This is a genomic window from Leisingera sp. SS27 (assembly GCF_028368855.1).
Taxonomy (GTDB): domain Bacteria; phylum Pseudomonadota; class Alphaproteobacteria; order Rhodobacterales; family Rhodobacteraceae; genus Leisingera.
In genome coordinates this window covers 723,789-740,834 of the sequence record NZ_JAQNCY010000001.1, presented here as the reverse complement: position 1 = coordinate 740,834, position 17,046 = coordinate 723,789, and the positions used below count along the sequence as shown (strand labels likewise).

The window sequence follows — 17,046 nt, the reverse complement described above, 5'->3', positions numbered from 1 at the left end:
CGTGTGCGTTCCGGGCTCTCTAAGCAGCCGGATGCCGGTGCTCCCGCCCGTTGCTGGCAGCGTTTTCAACGCCGCCGCGCCGGTTGGGCATGGCGCCGCACCTGCGGTGCGGCGCGCGGCCCGCCCCGGGAGGGGCAGGCCGCCGGGCCCAAAGGCAGGAGGGAGACCGGCCGCAGGCCGGGGGCCATTCAGCCGCGGGAGCAGCCCGCTGCCTCCGGTGCCAAGTAGCGACGGATCAGGCGGCCTTGCTGGCCTTTTCCATCTTGGCTTGCACGGTGGCAATGGCCATTTCCGCAGGGCTGACATCCGCGGCCTTGGCCTGGGTCAGAATCGCCGCCATGGTTTCATCCAGCGCTTGCAGCTTCTCGGCGACAAAGCCTTCACGGTCCTTGATCTTCTGGATCTCGGTCGCGACGTTGATAATGCCTCCGCCATTGGCCACGAAATCGGGCGCATAGAGGATGCCGCGGGCATGCAGTGCTGCGCCGTCTTCAGCCGTGGCCAGCTGATTGTTGGCGCCGCCTGCGACGATATCCGCCTTCAACTGCGGGATGGTTTGCGCGTTCAGGATGCCGCCGATGGCGCAGGGGGCAAACACGTCTGCCTCTGCGCCGTAAATCTCTGCCAGCGGCACTGCCTTGGCGCCGAATTCGGCGATTGCGGTCTCGACACGGGCCTCGTCGATGTCGGTGACAACCAGCTTAGCGCCGGCCTCATGCAGGAACTGGCAAAGGTACCAGCCGACGTGGCCCAAGCCCTGAACCGACACGGTGACGCCGTTCAGGTCGCGGCTGCCGTGCTTGTGGGCACGGGTGGTGCGGATCGCGTTGAAGATGCCGCGCGCGGTGATCGGGGAGGGGTCGCCGCTGGCAAACTCGCCATCAGAAAGGCCGGCCGCGAACCGGGTTTCCTCCGCCAGGACAGCCATGTCGGCGGGGCTCATGCCCATATCCTCGGCGGTGATATAGCGGCCGTCCAGACCCTCGATGGCGCGGGCAAAGGCGCGCAGCAGCTCCGGCGATTTGTCCTTGGCCGGATCGCCGATGATCACCGCCTTGCCGCCGCCCAGTGTCAGGCCCGCCGCCGCGTTCTTGTAGGTCATGCCTTCGCTCAGGCGTTTGACGTCGGTCAGCGCTTCGTCTTCGCTGGCGTAGGGGCGCATGCGCAAGCCGCCGGCCGCCGGTCCCAGATGGGTGGAATGCACGGCAATAAAGCCCAAGAGACCCACAGAGGGCTCCTCGACGCGGTAAATCTCTTCGTGGGTGCTGGACGCAACGGCGGTCACTGTCATCTGGATGGCTCCTGCAAAACTTTTCCAGATGATACCAGCGCGTAAACGCCGGTTTTCACCAAAAAGACCTCTTATATCTGTAACTTTTGGCGGTGCCGGCCATAATTGGAGAAGTTGCTAGAGGAAACCTCCATGGATTCGATTGATCGCAAGATTGTCGCCGCGCTTCAGCGCAACGGGCGGCTGAAGATTTCCGAATTGTCGGAGATGATCGGCCTGTCCCCGACACCCTGCGCCCGCAGGGTCGCAAACCTGGAAGCCAGCGGTGTGATCGCGGGCTATTCGGCGCGGGTGGATCAGGCCAAGCTGGGTCTGCCGGTCACGATCTTTGTGGCGGTGGAGCTGGAGCGGCAATCCACCGATGCTTTGCTGGCATTTGAGACTGCGGTACGCAAGTTCGACCAGGTGATGGAATGCTACCTGATGACCGGCACGCGGGACATCCTCTTGCGGGTGGTGGCGGAGGACCTGCCGGATTTCGACCGTTTCCTGGAGGACCGGCTGATGCGGGTGCCCGGGATTCGCAACACCCGATCCAGCTTCACCCTGCGGACAATGATACAACGCGACGCGCTGCCGTCCTGCTGAGCGGTTCATGGCGGCGGGAGCGGCGCGGGCTGAACCTGAGACCCTGTGGCCAGCCGACCTTCAGCCGCGGCCGCCAGCATGGCAGCGCCGGGCTGCCCGTTTAGAGGCTGCAGACGCGCTAGAGCCCTGCAAAATGCGAAGACAGCGCCGCGCAAGAAAAAGCGCGGGAAGCAAAAATTCTGCCAATGACCCTCTTGCGGAGCCCGCAGCGGACAGTTAAAAGCCTGCCTCACGGGTGATTAGCTCAGTGGTAGAGCGCTTCGTTCACATCGAAGATGTCAGGAGTTCAAATCTCTTATCACCCACCATTATTTCCCAAAGGCGCTCCCTGAAAAGGTTGAGCGCCTTTTTGCTTTCCGGGGTTCCGCTGGCGGCACTGCGGCGCTACCAATTGCCTGAACAACCGGGCAGGGAGCAGATCATGCAATTTCCAAAAATCTGGCTGCTGCGGCACGGGCAGACCGAATGGAATGCCGAACGCCGCATTCAGGGTCAGCTGGAATCTCCGCTGAGCGCGCTGGGAGTGGAACACGCCCGGCGCCAGGCCGCACTGATGGTGCCGGTTCTGATGCAGAATCCGGCCTGTTTTGCATCCCCCCTTGGCCGGGCGCAGCAGACCGCGGATATTGCCTTGGGGGGTGCGCCTTTCGTGACCGATGCGCGGCTGGCAGAGGCCTATGCCGGGGCCTTTCAGGGGATGACGCTGGAGGAGGTCGCAGCAACGTACCCGGATATCCACGGTGCCAATCCGTACAATCTGGACCTTTTCTGCGAGGCGCCGGGCGGCGAGGGATACGGCAGTTTCCATGCCCGCATCCTCGACTTCATGCAGTCGTTGACCGGCCCTTCGGTGGTGGTCGCGCATGGGCTGCTGGGACAAGTGATGCGGGGTATCGTCTGCGGGCTGAGCCGCGACCGGATGGCGGCGCTGCCGAACGGGCAGGGCTGTGTTTATGTGCTGGAAAACGGTATGGAAACGGTTCTGGAATAAGCGGCCCGGATGGGCAAAAAAATCTGCAAAGCCCCCTTGCGCTGACCGGCGGCATTGTCTAAATCCCCGCTCATCGGGTCGTTAGCTCAGTTGGTAGAGCGCTTCGTTTACACCGAAGATGTCGGGAGTTCGAGCCTCTCACGACCCACCATTCAACCCCTTGAAAATACGCACTATTGAATGTCCTGATAGAGCATTTGCGAAGCGCGCGCCGGTTCCGTGAACCTAGTTCGCCTTTCTGAAGTTCATGAAATCCAGCACTTCGGCGGCATCCTGCATCTGATCCGGCAGGAATCGGGCGTAGGTCTTGAACGTGATCTGCACGTTGCTGTGGCCCAGGTACTGCGAGACTTTCTCTATCGGTATGCCCGCGCCCAGCAAGTGCACCGCGGCGGTGTGGCGCAGCTCGTGGATGGTCACGTGGCCGATCTTGGATCGATCGATCGCATTTGAAACGCCCTTGCGGATGCTCTTGACCGGCCCGCCAGCATATTCAACCACGTAATCGCTCATTGCCATGTCGTTCGCGGTCTGCAGCGCGGCCCTGGTGCTGGCGTTCATCGGCACCACGGCCCGGCCCTTGCGGGTCGCCCCATCCTCCCGGCGCAGATTGATCACGCCGCGCTCAAGGTCGATCCGGTCCCACGTCAGATCTAGCACTGCGCCGACACGTGCAGCGGTGCTTAGAAGTAGGATCAGGGCAAGCCGAATGTGCGGATCATGAGCAGCGCTGATGAGCGCGCGTATCTCTCCGGCGTTCAGGATGCGCTTGTCACCTTCAGGTTTGGCGGGCCGCCATATATGAGGCGTCTCCCCCTCGATCATGCGGACCTTCTTGCCGAAGTTCAGGGCGCTCTGCAGGTGTCCCAGCTCCGTCCAGATGGTTCCCTGTTTCTTCCCGGAAGCTTTGCGGTCGCGCTCGTAGGCCTGACACAGGGCCTTGTCGATATCCTGAGGGAGGAACGGGCCGAAGTGCGGCAAGATCGCCTTTCCGGTATATCCCATCGTCTTTGCGGTGGGCTTGTCGCCCAGGTCGGCAATGTAAGCGTCCCAGATCTGCTGCACATCGGCGCCCTTAGGGGTGGCCTTGAAGGTCTCCCGCCGGAATACGTCTATTGCCTCGGCTTCCGCTTCCTTTCTGGAGCGTGAGTCAAGCTGATACCGCTTTCGCTTACCGGTGTCCGGGTCGTCCCAGTAGACGCAGAGGCCGCCGCGGAGGCGTCCGATCCTGATGTTTGACATTCAAATTCCTCAACAGCGGATTTGGGGAAGCGGTACATCTTCCCAACACGGAAGTATCTGATTGCGCCTTGGCGCGCCAGTTGCCGGACGCTTTCGGCTGAGCATCCCCAGCGTTCTGCCAGGGTGTCGGCTGAAAATGGTCGTGCAGGTTCCATCGCTTACTCCTTTCCTGTTCTCGTGGCGGGGAGGGGTTAGGTAGTGCGGCGAAGACGGCGGACTAACTCAAGGGCGCGCCCCTGAGGGTCGCATGGCAATCCGTCCATAGAGCACGTCCCATCACCATCTGCGCAATCACGACACATTGGCATAGGCCCGCCATCAATCGCTTCGCGCAGCTCCGAAAGTTGATTTGAAAGCTCTACGCACTTGGCTCGCCAATCCGTACCACTCTCCCGCTGCATCCTTTCAAGCACCGCCGCAGCTTCGCGTAGCGCTACCGGCAGTGCCGCTTCTTTCTGCTCCTTGGTGAACCCCATCCTTCTCTCCTATCTCTCTTTCTTCGCCGGGAATGCCGACAGTGTGATCTTGACCTTCCGCTTGTTACTGCTGGCGGATCTTCTGCTTGAGCGTGGGCGCTCTATCGCGGGGCCGGTTGATGTGCGTGGGGCGGTCGTGGTCGGTGGGGGCGGGGGTCATTAGGTACTCCCCCAAATCAAAATCGTACCGACTGTCGTAAGAGCGATCCCGGCACCGACGCCGCCGAACAAATACGCCCCAATGGCAGTAACCCCAGCGGTAAAAACCACCCATCCAATTAGCTTCCCAACGTCGATCACTTCCCTTCCTCCTTCTCCAGCTTGGCGAGGGCGTCAGTCAGGGCGATCCATGCAGAGCGGCCAATAGGAACAACGCCAGATACGGCACGCGCTTCACAGTCCGCTTTCACCTCCCTCAGCGCCTCTGCCAGTTCGTCAGCATGCTCTCTGGCGGGGGTGGCGCGGAGGAATAGTTCACCGTCATCATTAGGGTGATGTGCTTGCTCAGACTCCCAGTATAGGAGGTCCTTGCCGTTCTGGACCCCAGCCCAGCCATGTTTGCTAATCTCGCCATCGTCGGGCGCAAACCAAATCCGATCCGGCGCGCTCATGACTGGGGCTCCTGCAGGGCGGCGCGGACGTGCTTGCATCCTTCTATGTCGCACTCAGGACAGACGTAGACTGCGCCGGTTGCCTTTGCTCGCAGGATTGCGTTCTCTGTCTCCAGCCTCTCGATCCGCGCGACTTGGGCCTCGATGTGGTCGGCGCAAGCGGATAGCCTGATGCCTGCTCGCCCTTTGGCGCCGAAGGCAGCTGTGCGGCACCATTTCACTAAATCGGACGACCCCACCTGATCCGCAGGCACAGCCTCCCGCTCCTCACCAGTACCGCCGCAGCGGGGGCAGGTGTATTTGTTGTCAGTCATGGGTGTCGCCTCCAAGCATCTTTGTCGCTGCTTCACGAATTTCATCATCCGTGAAGCCTTCGTTTTGCAGCGCTTTCATCACTTTGTTCCGGCTGGCATTTGAGCGGCTTCCAAGGTCATGCAAGGCAATAATGCAGCGCTCCACGCGCTTCGGATCAGCCTTCATGGTCGGAACCTCCTGCGATGGCGCGGAGAACAGTCGCTATACCGTGCCTGCCAGCAGAGGCCCCGGCCATAGCCAAGCGTTCCACTGCAGAAGCGTCATCCAGCAGCACCATTGCCGCTTCCTGTGGCGACAGCGGGGGCTGTGGAGAGTGGGCGATGATACGTTGATCAAAGTCTTTCTGCGCTTCGGCCTTTGCGGCAGCCTCGTTTTCGCAAACCTGACGTTGAACCGCATGCGTTCTATCTTCGCCTTCAAGCCACCAAGACCATTTTCCTCCCTCACTTGAGCAGGCCACATACTTCATTCCCGGCAAGGGGCGAGCCCAGTCCACAATTCCGGGCTCCCACTGCAGCGGCTTCACTGCCACGGCTGGGGTTTCTACCTCCATCCGCTCCTTGCAGTGCATCAGACCGGCCTTCCACGCCTGGCGGGCGCCGTTTGTGACTGGATCAAGAAACAGGTAGTGCAGCGGGTGCTGGTTCATGTTCATTCCTTGGCCTCGCGCCCACTCCTCGAATGCATCCTGCTCAATGCCGTCGCAAGTACCCGGCTTCATTTCGGTTTGTTCAGTCATTGGGGGTGTCCTCCGGTTCAACGGGGATGATGGGAAATCCGTAGAAGGTGCCGCGTTTCAACGCCCGTGAAATGGCGCCTGGCGAACAATTAAGCGCTTCGGACATTGCGCGGAGGCTTGGGTACATCTTGTCCCGGTACAGAACGGCCTGCGCCCGCATCAGCCTTCCTCCCTCTGGTGCTGGAGGGCGCGGATGCGATTAGATAAATTGTTGCAATCGTGCGCATACTCTGTCCAATCCGATTGGTCGTGGTCAGGGTGCGGTGCGATAAGCGATGCCGCCTCCTCCAGCGCCTCCTTGCGCCCGGCAGCGTGGGCGGCGTCACGTTCGTCAGCAGCGGCGCATGTTTCTCCCCACACACGGTCAAACGATACGTTGTCGTCATACCCTCTGCTTGCCTTTGCTTCGCGCAGCCACTGCTGTCGCTTGTCGTGCGTGTCTCTCAGGTCCGAAATCTCATCGGCGTTTTTTCGTTCGGCAGCCCCCGCGCGCCGGTCGGCCTCGTCCCGCTCTGACGCCAGCGCTCGCATCAGCGCGGCATCTTCTGACTTCCCGTCATGGGAGCAGTGATCAAGGTGCTGGCAGCGGGCCTCTACAGCCTCCGCACTGGTGTCGATGGTCATTCCGATTCCTTCCTCTGCTTCTCGCGCCGCTTCAGTTCTGCGGCCAGTTCCTCATCCGTGAAGCGCTCCAACGGGTTGTTTTCGTGCCAAGGCACAGATTGGTGTGGGGCCTTGCGGAGGGGGGTTAAGGGGTCTGGCATGGGTTTATTATGGTTTATCAATGGTGAGGATCAGAGTGCGGACTCCGGTCCCGCTTTCCTTGAATGCCCCTTCAGGCAGGTGTTCGATCTTCGCGCCCAGGCTTTCCGCCCATGCTCGGAACTCTGTAAACTTCCGCTCTTGGCGAAAGGTGAAGCCGGGTGACATGATTGCCACCAGGCGACCGCCGGGGTGAAGGAATTCATAGGCGTGGCGAACGTGTTTGACGTCTGCGGCCCTGGTGAACGGTGGGTTCATCACAACCCGATGGTAGAGAGGGGATGCCTGCACGGAGAGAAAGTCCGCGCGTTCCACGATTTTGTAAGGGCCTTCCTGCAGAACTTCGACACGCTCCGGATCAAGTTCGAAGCAGTCAACGATGCCGCCCACCAGAACTGCGCGGCGAGCTAGGTTCCCCAAGCCGGCAGAGGGTTCCAGGATAGACATTCCTTGCCTGATCCAGGCTTCCTCGATCACACGAATAGCCAGGTCCTCTGGAGTGTCAAACTGCTGAAAATCCTTCTTGGTGTCGGCGTATTGGCCGGTCAGCAGCAGGGGTTCGATTGCATCAACAGCGTCTTCGGGAAACACATGAGCCTTGGCCTTGCGGTTCCATTTGCCGCCCGCGACCTCCAGAACCTTGTTGGTCGCGGTATAAAGCTTGCGGTCCAACTGGCCGGTTAGGCGCAGGTTTGGGCCGTCCAGTTCTGCTGCGCTGAGGGTGCTCAATACGTCATCAGGAATATCTTTCAACTGTCTCTCTCCTTGTTCACTGCGTCTTGAAAGCAACCGGGGTATTGGTGCGGCAAAATTCGGCTGAGCGGTTCGGTATGATTGGCAGGCGCGGTATGCGTCCGCTTCTGGCTCAGCCGCCCGGTTGCTGTCAGGGCGCAGTCAGCGGGGAACAACTGTCCCGTCGATTTTCTTCTTCCAGCGCGTGCCTTTGCTGCCCTGGATGGTGGATTTCGGCTTGTGAAGGCCGTAGTTCTTTGATCGCTTGCGGGCCTCGACCGACTTCTGCGCAACGTCCTGCTTTGTCTTCACCTTGTGGCAGGGGCGGCGCAGGGCGCGCAGATTGGCCTCCCGGTTCTCGCCGCCAAGGATCAGCGGGTTTTCGTGGTCGAAGTCGATTCCTTCGCCAGCCGCGCCCAGCTTGACGCCGCAGCCGCAGGCGCAGATACCGTCCTGCGCCATAATGATCCGGGCCTTGACGCGCGCCGGGGCCTGGGTGGTGTCGGTCTTGCCGATCCATTCGGATACAGGGCGGGTCATACCTGCGCTCCAATCTCTTTGACGATGCGGTAGACCTGCCGCGCCTCATCGACGCTGCGAATGTTGGCGGTGTGGTAGTCCTTGCGACCCAAGCGCTCCGCCACCTCGGCGTAAACAGCCCTGCGCGTCATGCGTCCTTTCTTCCAGATCGGGTCCAGAATGCGGTGAATGTGCTGACGGGCGCTCTTGATTTCCGGTGTTGGGATGCAGCCCAGAGGGGTTGTCGGGTGGCTGGTCTTGTGGTGGCAGCCGACATGGTTGCCGCAGGTGTCGCACTTCCAGAAAGGCAGCGCGGACAGGTCGCGGCGATGCGGGTAGATTTCCGCCCCATCGGTCAGGCGCGCCGGCACTTTGTCAGAACAGCCGCAGCAGTAGATTTCGCGGGTCATTGGGCGAACTCCTCCTCATACTTAAGGGCCTCGGGATCGGTCAGCCGGAAGCCCCTTCCACCCCAGTAGCGCTGCATTTCATCCATGAAGGCCCGCATCTGCTTTGCGGTCATCAGGCGGGTTACAGGCACGTCCAAGGCCTTCATCGCTTCCAGCTTGGTTTCGTAGTCGAGTGGCCGCATGGTGCGGTCATAGCTCTGCCGGAACGCCTCGTTCTCTGCCCTGAGGATCGGCACCCCGAAGTGCAGCTTGCAGAAGGCGCGAATTTCCTCGTGGGTTTCGTCCTCCTTTTGGCGGGAAACGTCGGTGAACCAGCGTTGCGCCAAGCGGTTCTGCTTGCTGCGCCGCGGGTCTCCCTGCGTGATGGTCACGGTCATGGGGTACGTCGTCCGAGCGCCAATCATCCGCGCCAGGGCGTCGATATCGTCAGCAGAGCGCAGCACCTTGGTAGCCATCACCCAACCCTCGGCATACCGGCGGCGATAACCGCCTCTTGCAGAACATCGAACTCCACCTCGTGTTCACGGGATACCGCTTCCCACAGGGCGTTGCAGTCTTGGCCTTGCGGTGTCTGGCTGGCGGCTGCCTCGCGGGCGAAATAGTCCTGCACAGCGGCGTCGAGCTTGGCGCAGGGCATCAGAAGCCCGCCTGCAGAAAACGCTTGTGAATTTCGCGGGTGCGATAGACGTCATCGCGGCAGTATTCCGCAATCTTGTCATGCTCACCAGCAGCCCATGCTGCAGCCACCTGAGAGCCGTCGAAACCGTCCTTGCCCTGAATGCCGAGGATCTGGCACAGCTCATCCATGCTGATACGGTTGGTGCCGCCGGCCCATGCCGACATGGTGTCCACAATAGACCGGTCCCACGGCTTAGGGTCACGCGGGAAGCTGTTAGGCGTCGGCATCTTCACGCCAAGGTAAATGGCGCGCTTGCGGAGAAAGCCGATATCGAAGCCTGCGATGTTGTGGCCCACTAGCGTTTCACTGTGGTACGGGTCCAGATCATCAAAGAAATCGGCCAGAATATTGCGCTCATCCGCGGTGGTCTTGGCGTGCCGCACGGTGATCGGGCTGTCATTCTTCGCCCATGCGATAGTACACACATGTCCACGCCCGCCGTCGAAGCTGGTTTTTGACAGCGCATCGACCGCCGCGCTCTTGCGGTTATCGGCCAGCCACTTCTCGATGCTTTCAGGCTTCTTGAGATTCCCCGGGGCCTGCACCTTGCGCTCCAGCTCTGCCAGATAGGTTTTGTCTTGGCAGGGGATGGTTTCAATGTCGAAGTAAACGAACCGCTGCGCGGCGTAGGCTTCTTGAATGATGGACATATCAAGCGGCATTGTCGTTCTCCTTAGTAAGGGATTTCGTCGTCCGTGACTTGCTCGGATGGGCTGGGCTTTGCTGCGTCAATCTTGCTTTGCAGGCCCTTAGCCACGGCGTCGAACCTGTTGGCAGGGAACTGTTCCAGGCTGGAAGCACCGACCTTGGCGCATATCTCCTGTTCGGTGACGCCCGCGGCCCTCGCCAGGTCTCGCAACTTGGTGAACTGTCCGGCGGAAACTGGTTGCACCTGCGGAGCGTGGTGCTGCTCAGTCGGGATAAGGTCAGCGTCGTCTTTGTCGCCCGTGGCAATCATTAAGGTTGCGCGGAAGAACTGCTTTAGAGCGTATGACTGGGCCGAGCCGCTGGCCTGCGCACCATTTAACGGGACCGACACCATGATATTTACCGGCCCCAGCTTGTCGCCGCTGGCGTGGAATAAAGTGATATCGTAGAAGAACCGGCCCCAAACGGACTTGCCGCCCTTGCTGTTGACGTTCTCGTATTGCTCAAGCTCTCGAAGAGCGACGATTGGGAACAGCCCGTGACGCGCGCAGATCGGGTTCACAAGAGCTAGGAACTTGTCGATAGACACAAAGTCGTACCCGTCAAACTTGTTCCGATCACTCTTGCCCAGAACCTTCACCTCTGCGACTGCAGCGGCAATAGCTGCGAAAACGCTCTGGTGCGCGGCAGGCTTACCGTCGTTATCCGGGGCTGTGATCGCTTCATGCTTGGTCATGTCTCGCTCCTTTCAAAAGCACCCCGGCGACAGGGAACGGCAAGGTAGCCGCCGGGGTGAGGTGCAGGCGCCAGGGTTTCCAAGCGCCCGGGGAGATTTCAGAAAGCGCCAGCAGCGGCGGCGGTGGTCAGTCCAACGGTGAGGCCGGTTGCGACAGCGCGCCCGCGGGCCTGGTGCTGGTCGAACTTGCGCTCAACGCACTGCAGGGTCGGCACGCGCTCTCGCTCCATTTCATAGCCAATGAAGGCGCAGCGGCTCTGTGCGAACTCCTTGGACTGCTCCGGCGTTGCGCAGGCGGCCACGGTGATCAGAAGGGCAAGGGCTGTCAGTTTCATGTCGTGTCCTTTCACAGTGCGAGGCCCATCAAGTCGAACAGGGCGAACAGGAGGCGCAGCACATAGGGCGCGGCGATGGCGGTTCCGGCAGCAACGAGGAAGGCCAACGCCCAGACGCCAAGCACAAGCGCTTGCGTCCATTCGTCGTGGAAGTGCTGGCCGTTGAAGTCCTCGAACACTTGGGCGCTGGGGCCCCGGTTCTCGGGATCATCCTGCCCCCGGCGGCACTGCTCGAAACCGTGAGTGGTGTTTGCCGCCGGGGTGGTGGCAGCGCGGGAGGTCGCTGCCGGGAGAATGGTTATGTTGGTCATTGGATCACTCCCGAAAAACTGAGGTAGAAGATTGCGAACATGATCATCACGGGAGGCAGTAGGGCTGATGCCGTTGCGGCGGCGGTTGTCTTGAAAACCCGCGCGCTTGCCAGAGTCCACACGAGCAGCAGGCCAGCGGCGGCAAACATTCCGATCACGGCACCAACAGCGTAGATGAAGGCGGTCCAGTCGATCATTTGCAGGCCTCCCGGAATGCCGCCAAGGCTTCACCTTGGCGCTCAGCAGACAGGCCGCCTCGATCTTCGCAAGCCTTCGCCAGCTCCTCCGCCGCCAGAGCGATGCGCTCCAACTGAGGCACGCGGGCGATGCGGCGGGCGTCTGCGTCCTGTGCGGCGGCTACCTGCTCCCGGTGCTCTTTCGTCGGGACGTAATTCCCAGCCTCCCTGGCGCGGCTTTCGCTCAGAACCCAAGACCCGTCTGCTGTCGTCACATATTCTGGGTGGTAGCTCTTGGGCCGGATGAAATTGATGAAAGGCTCTTCCATGCCATCAACCCGGATGCACGGGGTATCCCCCCATCCGTAGATAACCTCATTAACCCACAGCCCCGGCGTCCCCGCCTCACGGTCTGCTTTGATCTGGTCGAAGATGCTCATATCGCTCACTCCGCTGCCAGCGATCCGCCCGGAGTGCGGTCGCCGCTTTCGTATTCGGTTTGGATCTGGTCGCAGAGAAACTGCTCGTAACAGCCAAGGTCTGCCTTGGCGGCCAGAGTGTCCTCGCTGATGAAGTTCAGGAGGTCGCAGGCAAACGGATCGGCCATGTTGCGGCGGATGTTATGGGCGGAAACGGTGACGGCCAGAATGTCGCCGGTCACGGTAAACGTCTCCTGATCGTAGCCGGTGGACGGGTCTGCTGCCTCGCGCTCAACGTCGTAGGAAAACTCCACGTCCACAGCCAACGAGCCGCAGTCAATGTCGAAGTCCTCAATGTGGATCACCTCGGTGTAACGGCGGCGGCGCGGCTTGCTGCCCAGGCTCAGGTTTGCCCGTGTGGTGGCGTATTTGGTCTGGATATTCTCGAAGGCGCTGTGCATCTCGGTTCTCCCGAATGGAGTTAGCTTTTCATCAGGTCCTTGATGATTTCGGAGCCGCGGTACCCGGTCATGTTCTTCACCGCGTTCTCGACCATGGTTTTCGAAAGCTCGTCTCCGATCTTCGCCGCGCCGGAGACAGCAGCAGCAATGATTGCACCCTTCTCGCCGGCGAGGGCCTTTGCGACCGCCGGAGCGACTTCATCCTTCATGAATGCAGAAACGACGTCCTGAACGGACGATGGAAGGCCAAAGCGGATATTGTCGCGCACCTTCTCGATGCAAGCCTCGACGGCGGCCTCTTTGATGCGAGCAGAATTGTCGGTGAGGAATTTGGAAAGTTCTTCTTCGGTCATCTCGGTTCTCCCTTTGCTTGAGAACCAATGTAGTGACCAAAATGGTCACAGTCAACAAGAAAAATGACCATAATGGACATTCACACATGCCGCAGCGGATTCAAGGTGCTCGCAGAATGTCGTTAATCAGCTATAAGGCGAGGCGGCATTTGTCATGAATTGTTCGAGGTATTGATGTCGGAGCAAGCATTCATTCTATCCGCCGCTCTCTCGCACAGGCTGTCCAGCCTGAAGGCAAAGGGCTGCACTGTCCGTGTGACCCACGATTACCAATCTGTGGCGGAGAAACTGCTAGAGATTGGGAAGCCATACCTGACGCCTACGCTTTCCCCAGAGAAAAACGACTTCACATACGATGGGTGTTTTTGGGTGACGATCAGCGGCTCAGGTAAGATGCTTGGAGCGGCAGGCGTCAAACTGGAGCGCTTGGGCAGAGAGCGGGTCTCCGACTACTGGAAGCGCATCCACCAGCGGCAGTATCCAGGCGCAAATGACATTGCAACCATCAAGGAAGTATCCAGCCTGGTTGACGGTCGGCTGTCTGGTGATGTGGTCTATTTCGGCGATCTTTTCTTCAGCCCCGAATTGCGGAAGCTGAAAGCCGTTGAGGATTTTGGCCGAGCGGCATTGTACCATGCGGCGATAACTTGGCGCGCCAACCAGTTTTACGCATTTCTCAAGGATCGGGATTTGCGCCGGGGGTTCGGTTTCCAACTCGGGCTCATGTCCTGCATCCCTCGCGCTCAAGTGTGGTCAACGCCTGCGCCTGAAACAAGGGGGGATCATGAGGCGTGCTGCTATTCCTCGATGGATGACGTGATGAACCTGGCTGAGTTGGACACCGGGATAGCGTAGATCCCGACACCTGGCGCGCCATCGAAAGAGGCGATGGGGAACAGCAGCCGTTTGTAGACCAACTCATCTACTCCAGGCTGCCCGTGCAGGTGAGCTGACAGGCGTTCTATCGTAATGATGCACGCGCCCTTGGCCGCAACTCGGTAAGAGGCCAACAGTTTCTTGCGTGACGCATCTGGAAAGGCGTCCACGGCCCTCTGAAGAACCGATGGCGATCGTGTCGATATCACTTGAGCGGCCAAGCTTCTGCTACCCATGTGAACCAGCCGCAGGGTGCTGTCGCTATCGTCTGGCTCCGCATAAACCAAGATATGATCCTCAAATGCGCGGATCTCGGCCTCGGTTGCGCCGCGTGCGACAAGTTCTGTGATTTCATCCAGGCTGGGGAAATCGTTCCGTGCCAGAGCTGACGTCCGCTCAGACGTTGATATCCCGAGTGCGTCACAGATCCTGTGGAAGCGGGCAATGCCAATATCATTCTTGTCCCTGAAGAGCCGGGACAGGTAGCCTCGACTGTTGCCAGCCTTAATTGATGCCTCTCCAAGACTTAAGCCAAGCTCGGCGCGACGGCTCTCGACTTGCGCTTCTAGCCACAGTATTAGTCTGGTTGCCTCGCCCTTTCCGCTCATGTCGAAAATTTACGACGGGCAAAAAGTGCTTTTGACAGGTGCTGTGGGCTGTGCGCTCATGTCGTCCATAGGTTGATTGCGATTGGGAAGATAAGTGCTGTACTGGGTCTGGAACTTGAAGCTCTTTTTCGCTGCTCGGGCGGCGCTGAAGTCAGGGCAATCTGTTGATGATATCTATTTTCATCAGTCCTGGTTGGCGATCTTTGTGATCTTGTTCGCTAAGTCCAGAGGCAAGCCGCCCAGCTCACCAACGATGATGTAGTCCATCGTTACATGACACCGCTCTTTAATGATGGCGGCAAGCTCTTTGGATGTGGCTCGCTTGCCGCCCTCGATCCGCGACCAGTAGGTGCGTTCGATGCCGAGAAAGTCAGCCATTTCTGCCGGCTGAAACCCCAGTGCAAGGCGGAGCCACTTTAGGCGCTGCCCGATTCTTTCGGGGCGCATTTCCTGTGCAAATTTGGATTTTTGCTGTTGTGCGTCGGTGCTCGTGCTCATGACGCAATCTATCATGACCAAAGTGTTCATGTTCAATAACCATTCAGGTGAGTTGACGAATGACCGAAATGGTCATTATAGTGTGAGGCATGAGCAAAAAGCACCTCACTCAAGCCATCATCGATAAATGGCCAAACAGGAAGGCTCTCCTTGACGATGTCAACGAGAGCCTGTCCCCGAGCGATCAAATTGAAATTGTCGCCATCCACCGCTGGCATCAGCGCGGTTCGATTGACGGCAAGTATGACCTCGCCATCCTCGCAGGAGCCAGCAAACGGAATATCCCTTTGAGCTGGCACGATTTGATGGCGGCGCGTTCTATTCATGATGACCGATGTGGTCACGCTGCGGGCGATGGTCAACCCCGCGTCAAAAAAACGCAAAAGGGCGCGGCATGATCAATACGTCGTGCAATTCGTTTGCCCGAGCGTCGTCGTGCAGTTCGTCCGCACCGGTGTCGATACAGGCATTGGCGTGTGCTGAAGCTGAACGGGTTGCCGCGCCCCAAGATATGCAGACACAGCCGCTATTCGCTGCGCCCGGATCTGTTCATAAGCAATACAGGCGTTCGTGTCCCCTGCTTCGCAAGCTTGGATCAGCCGAGCATCACCTGGGCTTGGCTTTGGTTCTTCACACCCGGCCAGCATCAGAACGGGCAGGGCGAGGGCAATCTTTCTCAGCATCAAGACAGGCTCCTGAAATGCGCGCGTTTCATCCGCTGCAGCTTCAATCGCTGCGTGCGTCCGAGTCAAGCGCAGAGGCCGCCATCCGAAAGATGGGGGAGGGCGCATGAGCTACATTAAGCCTGACCCACTACTAACCGAACGTCCGGGTTGTCGATCACCTCGAATCCCGAGCATTCGTCTGGTGCTTGGCTGCCATCAAGGGCGCCTATGGGTAGTGGGGTCTTTACCAGAAAGTCCGTCTCAGCCCCAAACAGGCGCTGATGCTGAAGCGTGTCCATCCGAATTATTCTGGCTGGCCGCATCCATCCTTCGGTTGGGTGTTGCCACCAGTGCGGCACAAGCCAAAGCCCGCCTTCGTGAGAAATTACGTCGGCTGTCAGGATCTCTGATCCGGCTGCAATGGTGGCGGTCATGATTGCCATTTTGAGGATTCCTTTCGTTCAGCATTGGCGTGTTGCGAAAGGTGCGCGCAGCCGGGGCGGCAGTAAAGCCCTGGTTGCGCAGAACCCACCGCCCTGACCCCCCCATTGTGACCCTGAACTCCCACCAGAGATTTCCGACAGGAGCGCCCCAATGACAGACCTATCCCAGCAGATCACCGACCACCTGAAACAGTGCGACCGCATTGACGACAGCGAGATCCTTCTGGAGCTGGCGCGGGAGCAGATCGACCGGCTGAACCACGAAATGGAAGCGACCAAGGAGGCAGCCCGGGCGCGGGAGGCGATCCTGCGGGAGGCGCTGCAGGGCGTCATGGTCGGCGGCAACCATTTGGCGGCACACCTGCAGGGCTTCATTCCTGCCGGATCGGATCATCGCGATGTTCTGGACCATCTCGGTGCTGGCGTTTCGTATGACATTTGGTGCTGCTGGAATGCGATCATGCACGCCCGCGCCGCCCTGAACGGGGAGGCAGGGGAATGAGCCGCCGCCCCATAACAGACGCCATCCTGGCTGAACTGGCGGCCAATCCGCGCAGGTCTGCGTTTGAAATCGCCGCTGCTGCTGACAGCAGCCCGAAAACAGTTCGGACGGTTGCCAGCCAGCACAGCATCAAGTTCGGAAAGGCCGGAGCGCCACAGCTTCTCAGCGACGACAACAGAGCGTGGCTGCAGACGCAGGCTTGGGCCTCCAAATGCTCCATTATCGACGTCCTCAACGCCATCGTAACAGATGCGCGCTGCGAGGCAGAGGGGGAAGCGTGATGGGCAATCAGGTCAAACTCCCATGGCCCCCCAGGCAGCTATCCCCGAACGCCCGCTGTGACCGCCGCGCTATCTCCGGCATCCGCAGGGAATACCGGAAGGTGTGCGGCTGGACGGCCAAGGCGGCCAAGCTGGAACCGGGCGCGCATGTGGCGATCCGCTTCTGCCCGCCGGATGAGCGGCGCAGGGACCTCGACAACATGCTGGCCAGCCTCAAGAGCGGTCTGGACGGCGTGGCAGACGCCACCGGACAGGACGATAGCGAGTGGTCTCTGAGCCTGGAGCGCGGAGAGCCTGAAAAGGGCGGAGCTGTCTATGTCGAGATCATCAATGAAACGGCCCGAAACGGTGCGGACACACCGGAACGGGCCTGACCGTC

31 protein-coding genes and 2 tRNA genes are annotated in these 17,046 nt (G+C 59.9%); 9 read left to right on the top strand and 24 right to left on the bottom strand.

Features of this window, described 5'->3' with window-relative positions:
* Nucleotides 1-235: 235 nt before the first annotated feature.
* A complete protein-coding gene (locus tag N6L27_RS03720) occupies nt 236-1,291 on the bottom strand; it encodes a Glu/Leu/Phe/Val family dehydrogenase (RefSeq protein WP_271905732.1) in 1,056 nt (351 codons plus the stop codon).
* A gap of 132 nt (nt 1,292-1,423) precedes the next feature.
* Between N6L27_RS03720 and N6L27_RS03715 the strand changes: the two genes are divergently transcribed.
* The 4 genes from N6L27_RS03715 (at nt 1,424) to N6L27_RS03700 (ending at nt 3,021) form a co-directional block, all read left to right on the top strand.
* The gene (locus tag N6L27_RS03715) at nt 1,424-1,879 is read left to right on the top strand and encodes an Lrp/AsnC family transcriptional regulator (protein WP_260017980.1); all 456 of its coding nucleotides are present in this window, start codon (nt 1,424-1,426) and stop codon (nt 1,877-1,879) included.
* 233 nt (nt 1,880-2,112) lie between these two features.
* A tRNA-Val gene (locus N6L27_RS03710) sits at nt 2,113-2,187 on the top strand.
* A 113-nt stretch (nt 2,188-2,300) separates the two neighbouring features.
* Nucleotides 2,301-2,870 carry a histidine phosphatase family protein gene (locus N6L27_RS03705; RefSeq protein ID WP_271905731.1) on the top strand — a complete coding sequence of 190 codons (570 nt, stop codon included), beginning with the start codon at nt 2,301-2,303 and terminating at the stop codon, nt 2,868-2,870.
* 75 nt (nt 2,871-2,945) lie between these two features.
* Nucleotides 2,946-3,021, top strand: a tRNA-Val gene (locus tag N6L27_RS03700).
* A gap of 74 nt (nt 3,022-3,095) precedes the next feature.
* Here the strand turns inward: N6L27_RS03700 and N6L27_RS03695 are convergent.
* From N6L27_RS03695 to N6L27_RS03605, 20 genes are all read right to left on the bottom strand, one after another.
* On the bottom strand, nt 3,096-4,097 hold the full coding sequence (locus N6L27_RS03695) for a tyrosine-type recombinase/integrase (protein WP_442915728.1): 1,002 nt from the start codon (nt 4,095-4,097) through the stop codon (nt 3,096-3,098).
* Entirely contained in the window at nt 3,983-4,267 is a 285-nt protein-coding gene (locus tag N6L27_RS23270; protein WP_442915723.1) for a helix-turn-helix domain-containing protein, read from the bottom strand. The genes N6L27_RS03695 and N6L27_RS23270 overlap by 115 nt, the downstream gene beginning before the upstream one ends.
* Before the next feature lie 617 nt (nt 4,268-4,884).
* Entirely contained in the window at nt 4,885-5,199 is a 315-nt protein-coding gene (locus N6L27_RS03690; protein WP_271905729.1) for a hypothetical protein, read from the bottom strand.
* The gene (locus N6L27_RS03685; RefSeq protein ID WP_271905728.1) at nt 5,196-5,513 is read right to left on the bottom strand and encodes a hypothetical protein; all 318 of its coding nucleotides are present in this window, start codon (nt 5,511-5,513) and stop codon (nt 5,196-5,198) included. Before N6L27_RS03685 ends, N6L27_RS03690 begins: the two co-directional genes overlap by 4 nt.
* Nucleotides 5,506-5,679, bottom strand: a complete 174-nt coding sequence (locus N6L27_RS03680) for a hypothetical protein (RefSeq protein WP_271905727.1) — start codon at nt 5,677-5,679, stop codon at nt 5,506-5,508. Before N6L27_RS03680 ends, N6L27_RS03685 begins: the two co-directional genes overlap by 8 nt.
* Nucleotides 5,669-6,253: a hypothetical protein gene (locus N6L27_RS03675; protein ID WP_271905725.1), complete on the bottom strand. Its 585-nt coding sequence runs from the start codon at nt 6,251-6,253 to the stop codon at nt 5,669-5,671. The genes N6L27_RS03680 and N6L27_RS03675 overlap by 11 nt, the downstream gene beginning before the upstream one ends.
* 159 nt (nt 6,254-6,412) lie before the next feature.
* Nucleotides 6,413-6,877 carry a hypothetical protein gene (locus tag N6L27_RS03670; RefSeq protein ID WP_271905724.1) on the bottom strand — a complete coding sequence of 155 codons (465 nt, stop codon included), beginning with the start codon at nt 6,875-6,877 and terminating at the stop codon, nt 6,413-6,415.
* A gap of 147 nt (nt 6,878-7,024) precedes the next feature.
* Nucleotides 7,025-7,768 (bottom strand): hypothetical protein, encoded by a 744-nt coding sequence (locus tag N6L27_RS03665; RefSeq protein ID WP_271905723.1) that lies wholly within the window; start codon nt 7,766-7,768, stop codon nt 7,025-7,027.
* Between the two features lie 141 nt (nt 7,769-7,909).
* On the bottom strand, nt 7,910-8,287 hold the full coding sequence (locus N6L27_RS03660; protein WP_271905722.1) for an HNH endonuclease: 378 nt from the start codon (nt 8,285-8,287) through the stop codon (nt 7,910-7,912).
* On the bottom strand, nt 8,284-8,676 hold the full coding sequence (locus N6L27_RS03655; protein ID WP_271905721.1) for a zinc-finger-containing protein: 393 nt from the start codon (nt 8,674-8,676) through the stop codon (nt 8,284-8,286). The genes N6L27_RS03660 and N6L27_RS03655 overlap by 4 nt, the downstream gene beginning before the upstream one ends.
* Complete coding sequence (locus tag N6L27_RS03650) at nt 8,673-9,131, bottom strand: hypothetical protein (RefSeq protein WP_271905719.1); 459 nt, start codon at nt 9,129-9,131, stop codon at nt 8,673-8,675. Before N6L27_RS03650 ends, N6L27_RS03655 begins: the two co-directional genes overlap by 4 nt.
* Nucleotides 9,131-9,313 carry a hypothetical protein gene (locus tag N6L27_RS03645; RefSeq protein WP_271905718.1) on the bottom strand — a complete coding sequence of 61 codons (183 nt, stop codon included), beginning with the start codon at nt 9,311-9,313 and terminating at the stop codon, nt 9,131-9,133. The genes N6L27_RS03650 and N6L27_RS03645 overlap by 1 nt, the downstream gene beginning before the upstream one ends.
* The gene (locus N6L27_RS03640) at nt 9,313-10,017 is read right to left on the bottom strand and encodes a 3'-5' exonuclease (protein ID WP_271905717.1); all 705 of its coding nucleotides are present in this window, start codon (nt 10,015-10,017) and stop codon (nt 9,313-9,315) included. The genes N6L27_RS03645 and N6L27_RS03640 overlap by 1 nt, the downstream gene beginning before the upstream one ends.
* 11 nt (nt 10,018-10,028) lie before the next feature.
* Nucleotides 10,029-10,739, bottom strand: coding sequence for an ERF family protein (locus N6L27_RS03635; RefSeq protein WP_271905716.1), 711 nt, complete (start codon nt 10,737-10,739; stop codon nt 10,029-10,031).
* Nucleotides 10,740-10,837: 98 nt separating this feature from the next.
* Nucleotides 10,838-11,074, bottom strand: a complete 237-nt coding sequence (locus tag N6L27_RS03630; RefSeq protein ID WP_271905715.1) for a hypothetical protein — start codon at nt 11,072-11,074, stop codon at nt 10,838-10,840.
* Between the two features lie 11 nt (nt 11,075-11,085).
* Nucleotides 11,086-11,385 (bottom strand): hypothetical protein, encoded by a 300-nt coding sequence (locus N6L27_RS03625; RefSeq protein ID WP_271905714.1) that lies wholly within the window; start codon nt 11,383-11,385, stop codon nt 11,086-11,088.
* Nucleotides 11,382-11,582: a hypothetical protein gene (locus N6L27_RS03620; protein WP_271905713.1), complete on the bottom strand. Its 201-nt coding sequence runs from the start codon at nt 11,580-11,582 to the stop codon at nt 11,382-11,384. The genes N6L27_RS03625 and N6L27_RS03620 overlap by 4 nt, the downstream gene beginning before the upstream one ends.
* Nucleotides 11,579-12,001: a hypothetical protein gene (locus tag N6L27_RS03615; RefSeq protein WP_271905711.1), complete on the bottom strand. Its 423-nt coding sequence runs from the start codon at nt 11,999-12,001 to the stop codon at nt 11,579-11,581. The genes N6L27_RS03620 and N6L27_RS03615 overlap by 4 nt, the downstream gene beginning before the upstream one ends.
* A gap of 5 nt (nt 12,002-12,006) precedes the next feature.
* On the bottom strand, nt 12,007-12,441 hold the full coding sequence (locus N6L27_RS03610) for a hypothetical protein (protein WP_271905710.1): 435 nt from the start codon (nt 12,439-12,441) through the stop codon (nt 12,007-12,009).
* A 20-nt stretch (nt 12,442-12,461) separates the two neighbouring features.
* A complete protein-coding gene (locus N6L27_RS03605) occupies nt 12,462-12,794 on the bottom strand; it encodes a hypothetical protein (RefSeq protein ID WP_271905709.1) in 333 nt (110 codons plus the stop codon).
* A gap of 255 nt (nt 12,795-13,049) precedes the next feature.
* Between N6L27_RS03605 and N6L27_RS03600 the strand changes: the two genes are divergently transcribed.
* Nucleotides 13,050-13,649, top strand: coding sequence for a hypothetical protein (locus tag N6L27_RS03600; RefSeq protein ID WP_271905708.1), 600 nt, complete (start codon nt 13,050-13,052; stop codon nt 13,647-13,649).
* On the opposite strand, the gene N6L27_RS03595 is transcribed toward N6L27_RS03600, so the two are convergent.
* Together N6L27_RS03595 and N6L27_RS03590 are read right to left on the bottom strand one after the other, a co-directional pair.
* On the bottom strand, nt 13,592-14,278 hold the full coding sequence (locus N6L27_RS03595; RefSeq protein ID WP_271905707.1) for a helix-turn-helix domain-containing protein: 687 nt from the start codon (nt 14,276-14,278) through the stop codon (nt 13,592-13,594). The genes N6L27_RS03600 and N6L27_RS03595 overlap by 58 nt on opposite strands.
* Before the next feature lie 183 nt (nt 14,279-14,461).
* Nucleotides 14,462-14,776 carry a helix-turn-helix domain-containing protein gene (locus N6L27_RS03590; protein WP_271905706.1) on the bottom strand — a complete coding sequence of 105 codons (315 nt, stop codon included), beginning with the start codon at nt 14,774-14,776 and terminating at the stop codon, nt 14,462-14,464.
* Between the two features lie 89 nt (nt 14,777-14,865).
* On the opposite strand from N6L27_RS03590, the gene N6L27_RS03585 reads away from it, so the two are divergent.
* A complete protein-coding gene (locus N6L27_RS03585; RefSeq protein ID WP_271905705.1) occupies nt 14,866-15,174 on the top strand; it encodes a hypothetical protein in 309 nt (102 codons plus the stop codon).
* 401 nt (nt 15,175-15,575) lie between these two features.
* Here the strand turns inward: N6L27_RS03585 and N6L27_RS03580 are convergent, their stop codons facing one another.
* Complete coding sequence (locus N6L27_RS03580) at nt 15,576-15,884, bottom strand: hypothetical protein (RefSeq protein WP_271905704.1); 309 nt, start codon at nt 15,882-15,884, stop codon at nt 15,576-15,578.
* Nucleotides 15,885-16,035: 151 nt separating this feature from the next.
* Between N6L27_RS03580 and N6L27_RS03575 the strand changes: the two genes are divergently transcribed.
* The 3 genes from N6L27_RS03575 to N6L27_RS03565 all read left to right on the top strand — a co-directional run bounded on the left by N6L27_RS03575 (nt 16,036) and on the right by N6L27_RS03565 (nt 17,041).
* Nucleotides 16,036-16,386 carry a hypothetical protein gene (locus N6L27_RS03575; RefSeq protein ID WP_271905703.1) on the top strand — a complete coding sequence of 117 codons (351 nt, stop codon included), beginning with the start codon at nt 16,036-16,038 and terminating at the stop codon, nt 16,384-16,386.
* Nucleotides 16,383-16,667 (top strand): hypothetical protein, encoded by a 285-nt coding sequence (locus N6L27_RS03570; RefSeq protein ID WP_271905702.1) that lies wholly within the window; start codon nt 16,383-16,385, stop codon nt 16,665-16,667. The genes N6L27_RS03575 and N6L27_RS03570 overlap by 4 nt, the downstream gene beginning before the upstream one ends.
* A 101-nt stretch (nt 16,668-16,768) precedes the next feature.
* Complete coding sequence (locus N6L27_RS03565; protein WP_271905701.1) at nt 16,769-17,041, top strand: hypothetical protein; 273 nt, start codon at nt 16,769-16,771, stop codon at nt 17,039-17,041.
* Nucleotides 17,042-17,046: the final 5 nt, after the last annotated feature.

Coding starts and splice junctions, on each gene's coding strand:
- N6L27_RS03720 (WP_271905732.1), bottom strand. CDS start 1,291: ATGACAGTGACCGCCGTTGCGTCCAGCACCCACGAAGAGATTTACCGC.
- N6L27_RS03715 (WP_260017980.1), top strand. CDS start 1,424: ATGGATTCGATTGATCGCAAGATTGTCGCCGCGCTTCAGCGCAACGGG.
- N6L27_RS03705 (WP_271905731.1), top strand. CDS start 2,301: ATGCAATTTCCAAAAATCTGGCTGCTGCGGCACGGGCAGACCGAATGG.
- N6L27_RS23270 (WP_442915723.1), bottom strand. CDS start 4,267: ATGGAACCTGCACGACCATTTTCAGCCGACACCCTGGCAGAACGCTGG.
- N6L27_RS03690 (WP_271905729.1), bottom strand. CDS start 5,199: ATGAGCGCGCCGGATCGGATTTGGTTTGCGCCCGACGATGGCGAGATT.
- N6L27_RS03685 (WP_271905728.1), bottom strand. CDS start 5,513: ATGACTGACAACAAATACACCTGCCCCCGCTGCGGCGGTACTGGTGAG.
- N6L27_RS03680 (WP_271905727.1), bottom strand. CDS start 5,679: ATGAAGGCTGATCCGAAGCGCGTGGAGCGCTGCATTATTGCCTTGCAT.
- N6L27_RS03675 (WP_271905725.1), bottom strand. CDS start 6,253: ATGACTGAACAAACCGAAATGAAGCCGGGTACTTGCGACGGCATTGAG.
- N6L27_RS03670 (WP_271905724.1), bottom strand. CDS start 6,877: ATGACCATCGACACCAGTGCGGAGGCTGTAGAGGCCCGCTGCCAGCAC.
- N6L27_RS03660 (WP_271905722.1), bottom strand. CDS start 8,287: ATGACCCGCCCTGTATCCGAATGGATCGGCAAGACCGACACCACCCAG.
- N6L27_RS03655 (WP_271905721.1), bottom strand. CDS start 8,676: ATGACCCGCGAAATCTACTGCTGCGGCTGTTCTGACAAAGTGCCGGCG.
- N6L27_RS03650 (WP_271905719.1), bottom strand. CDS start 9,131: ATGGCTACCAAGGTGCTGCGCTCTGCTGACGATATCGACGCCCTGGCG.
- N6L27_RS03645 (WP_271905718.1), bottom strand. CDS start 9,313: ATGCCCTGCGCCAAGCTCGACGCCGCTGTGCAGGACTATTTCGCCCGC.
- N6L27_RS03640 (WP_271905717.1), bottom strand. CDS start 10,017: ATGCCGCTTGATATGTCCATCATTCAAGAAGCCTACGCCGCGCAGCGG.
- N6L27_RS03635 (WP_271905716.1), bottom strand. CDS start 10,739: ATGACCAAGCATGAAGCGATCACAGCCCCGGATAACGACGGTAAGCCT.
- N6L27_RS03630 (WP_271905715.1), bottom strand. CDS start 11,074: ATGAAACTGACAGCCCTTGCCCTTCTGATCACCGTGGCCGCCTGCGCA.
- N6L27_RS03625 (WP_271905714.1), bottom strand. CDS start 11,385: ATGACCAACATAACCATTCTCCCGGCAGCGACCTCCCGCGCTGCCACC.
- N6L27_RS03620 (WP_271905713.1), bottom strand. CDS start 11,582: ATGATCGACTGGACCGCCTTCATCTACGCTGTTGGTGCCGTGATCGGA.
- N6L27_RS03615 (WP_271905711.1), bottom strand. CDS start 12,001: ATGAGCATCTTCGACCAGATCAAAGCAGACCGTGAGGCGGGGACGCCG.
- N6L27_RS03610 (WP_271905710.1), bottom strand. CDS start 12,441: ATGCACAGCGCCTTCGAGAATATCCAGACCAAATACGCCACCACACGG.
- N6L27_RS03605 (WP_271905709.1), bottom strand. CDS start 12,794: ATGACCGAAGAAGAACTTTCCAAATTCCTCACCGACAATTCTGCTCGC.
- N6L27_RS03595 (WP_271905707.1), bottom strand. CDS start 14,278: ATGAGCGGAAAGGGCGAGGCAACCAGACTAATACTGTGGCTAGAAGCG.
- N6L27_RS03590 (WP_271905706.1), bottom strand. CDS start 14,776: ATGAGCACGAGCACCGACGCACAACAGCAAAAATCCAAATTTGCACAG.
- N6L27_RS03585 (WP_271905705.1), top strand. CDS start 14,866: ATGAGCAAAAAGCACCTCACTCAAGCCATCATCGATAAATGGCCAAAC.
- N6L27_RS03580 (WP_271905704.1), bottom strand. CDS start 15,884: ATGGCAATCATGACCGCCACCATTGCAGCCGGATCAGAGATCCTGACA.
- N6L27_RS03575 (WP_271905703.1), top strand. CDS start 16,036: ATGACAGACCTATCCCAGCAGATCACCGACCACCTGAAACAGTGCGAC.
- N6L27_RS03570 (WP_271905702.1), top strand. CDS start 16,383: ATGAGCCGCCGCCCCATAACAGACGCCATCCTGGCTGAACTGGCGGCC.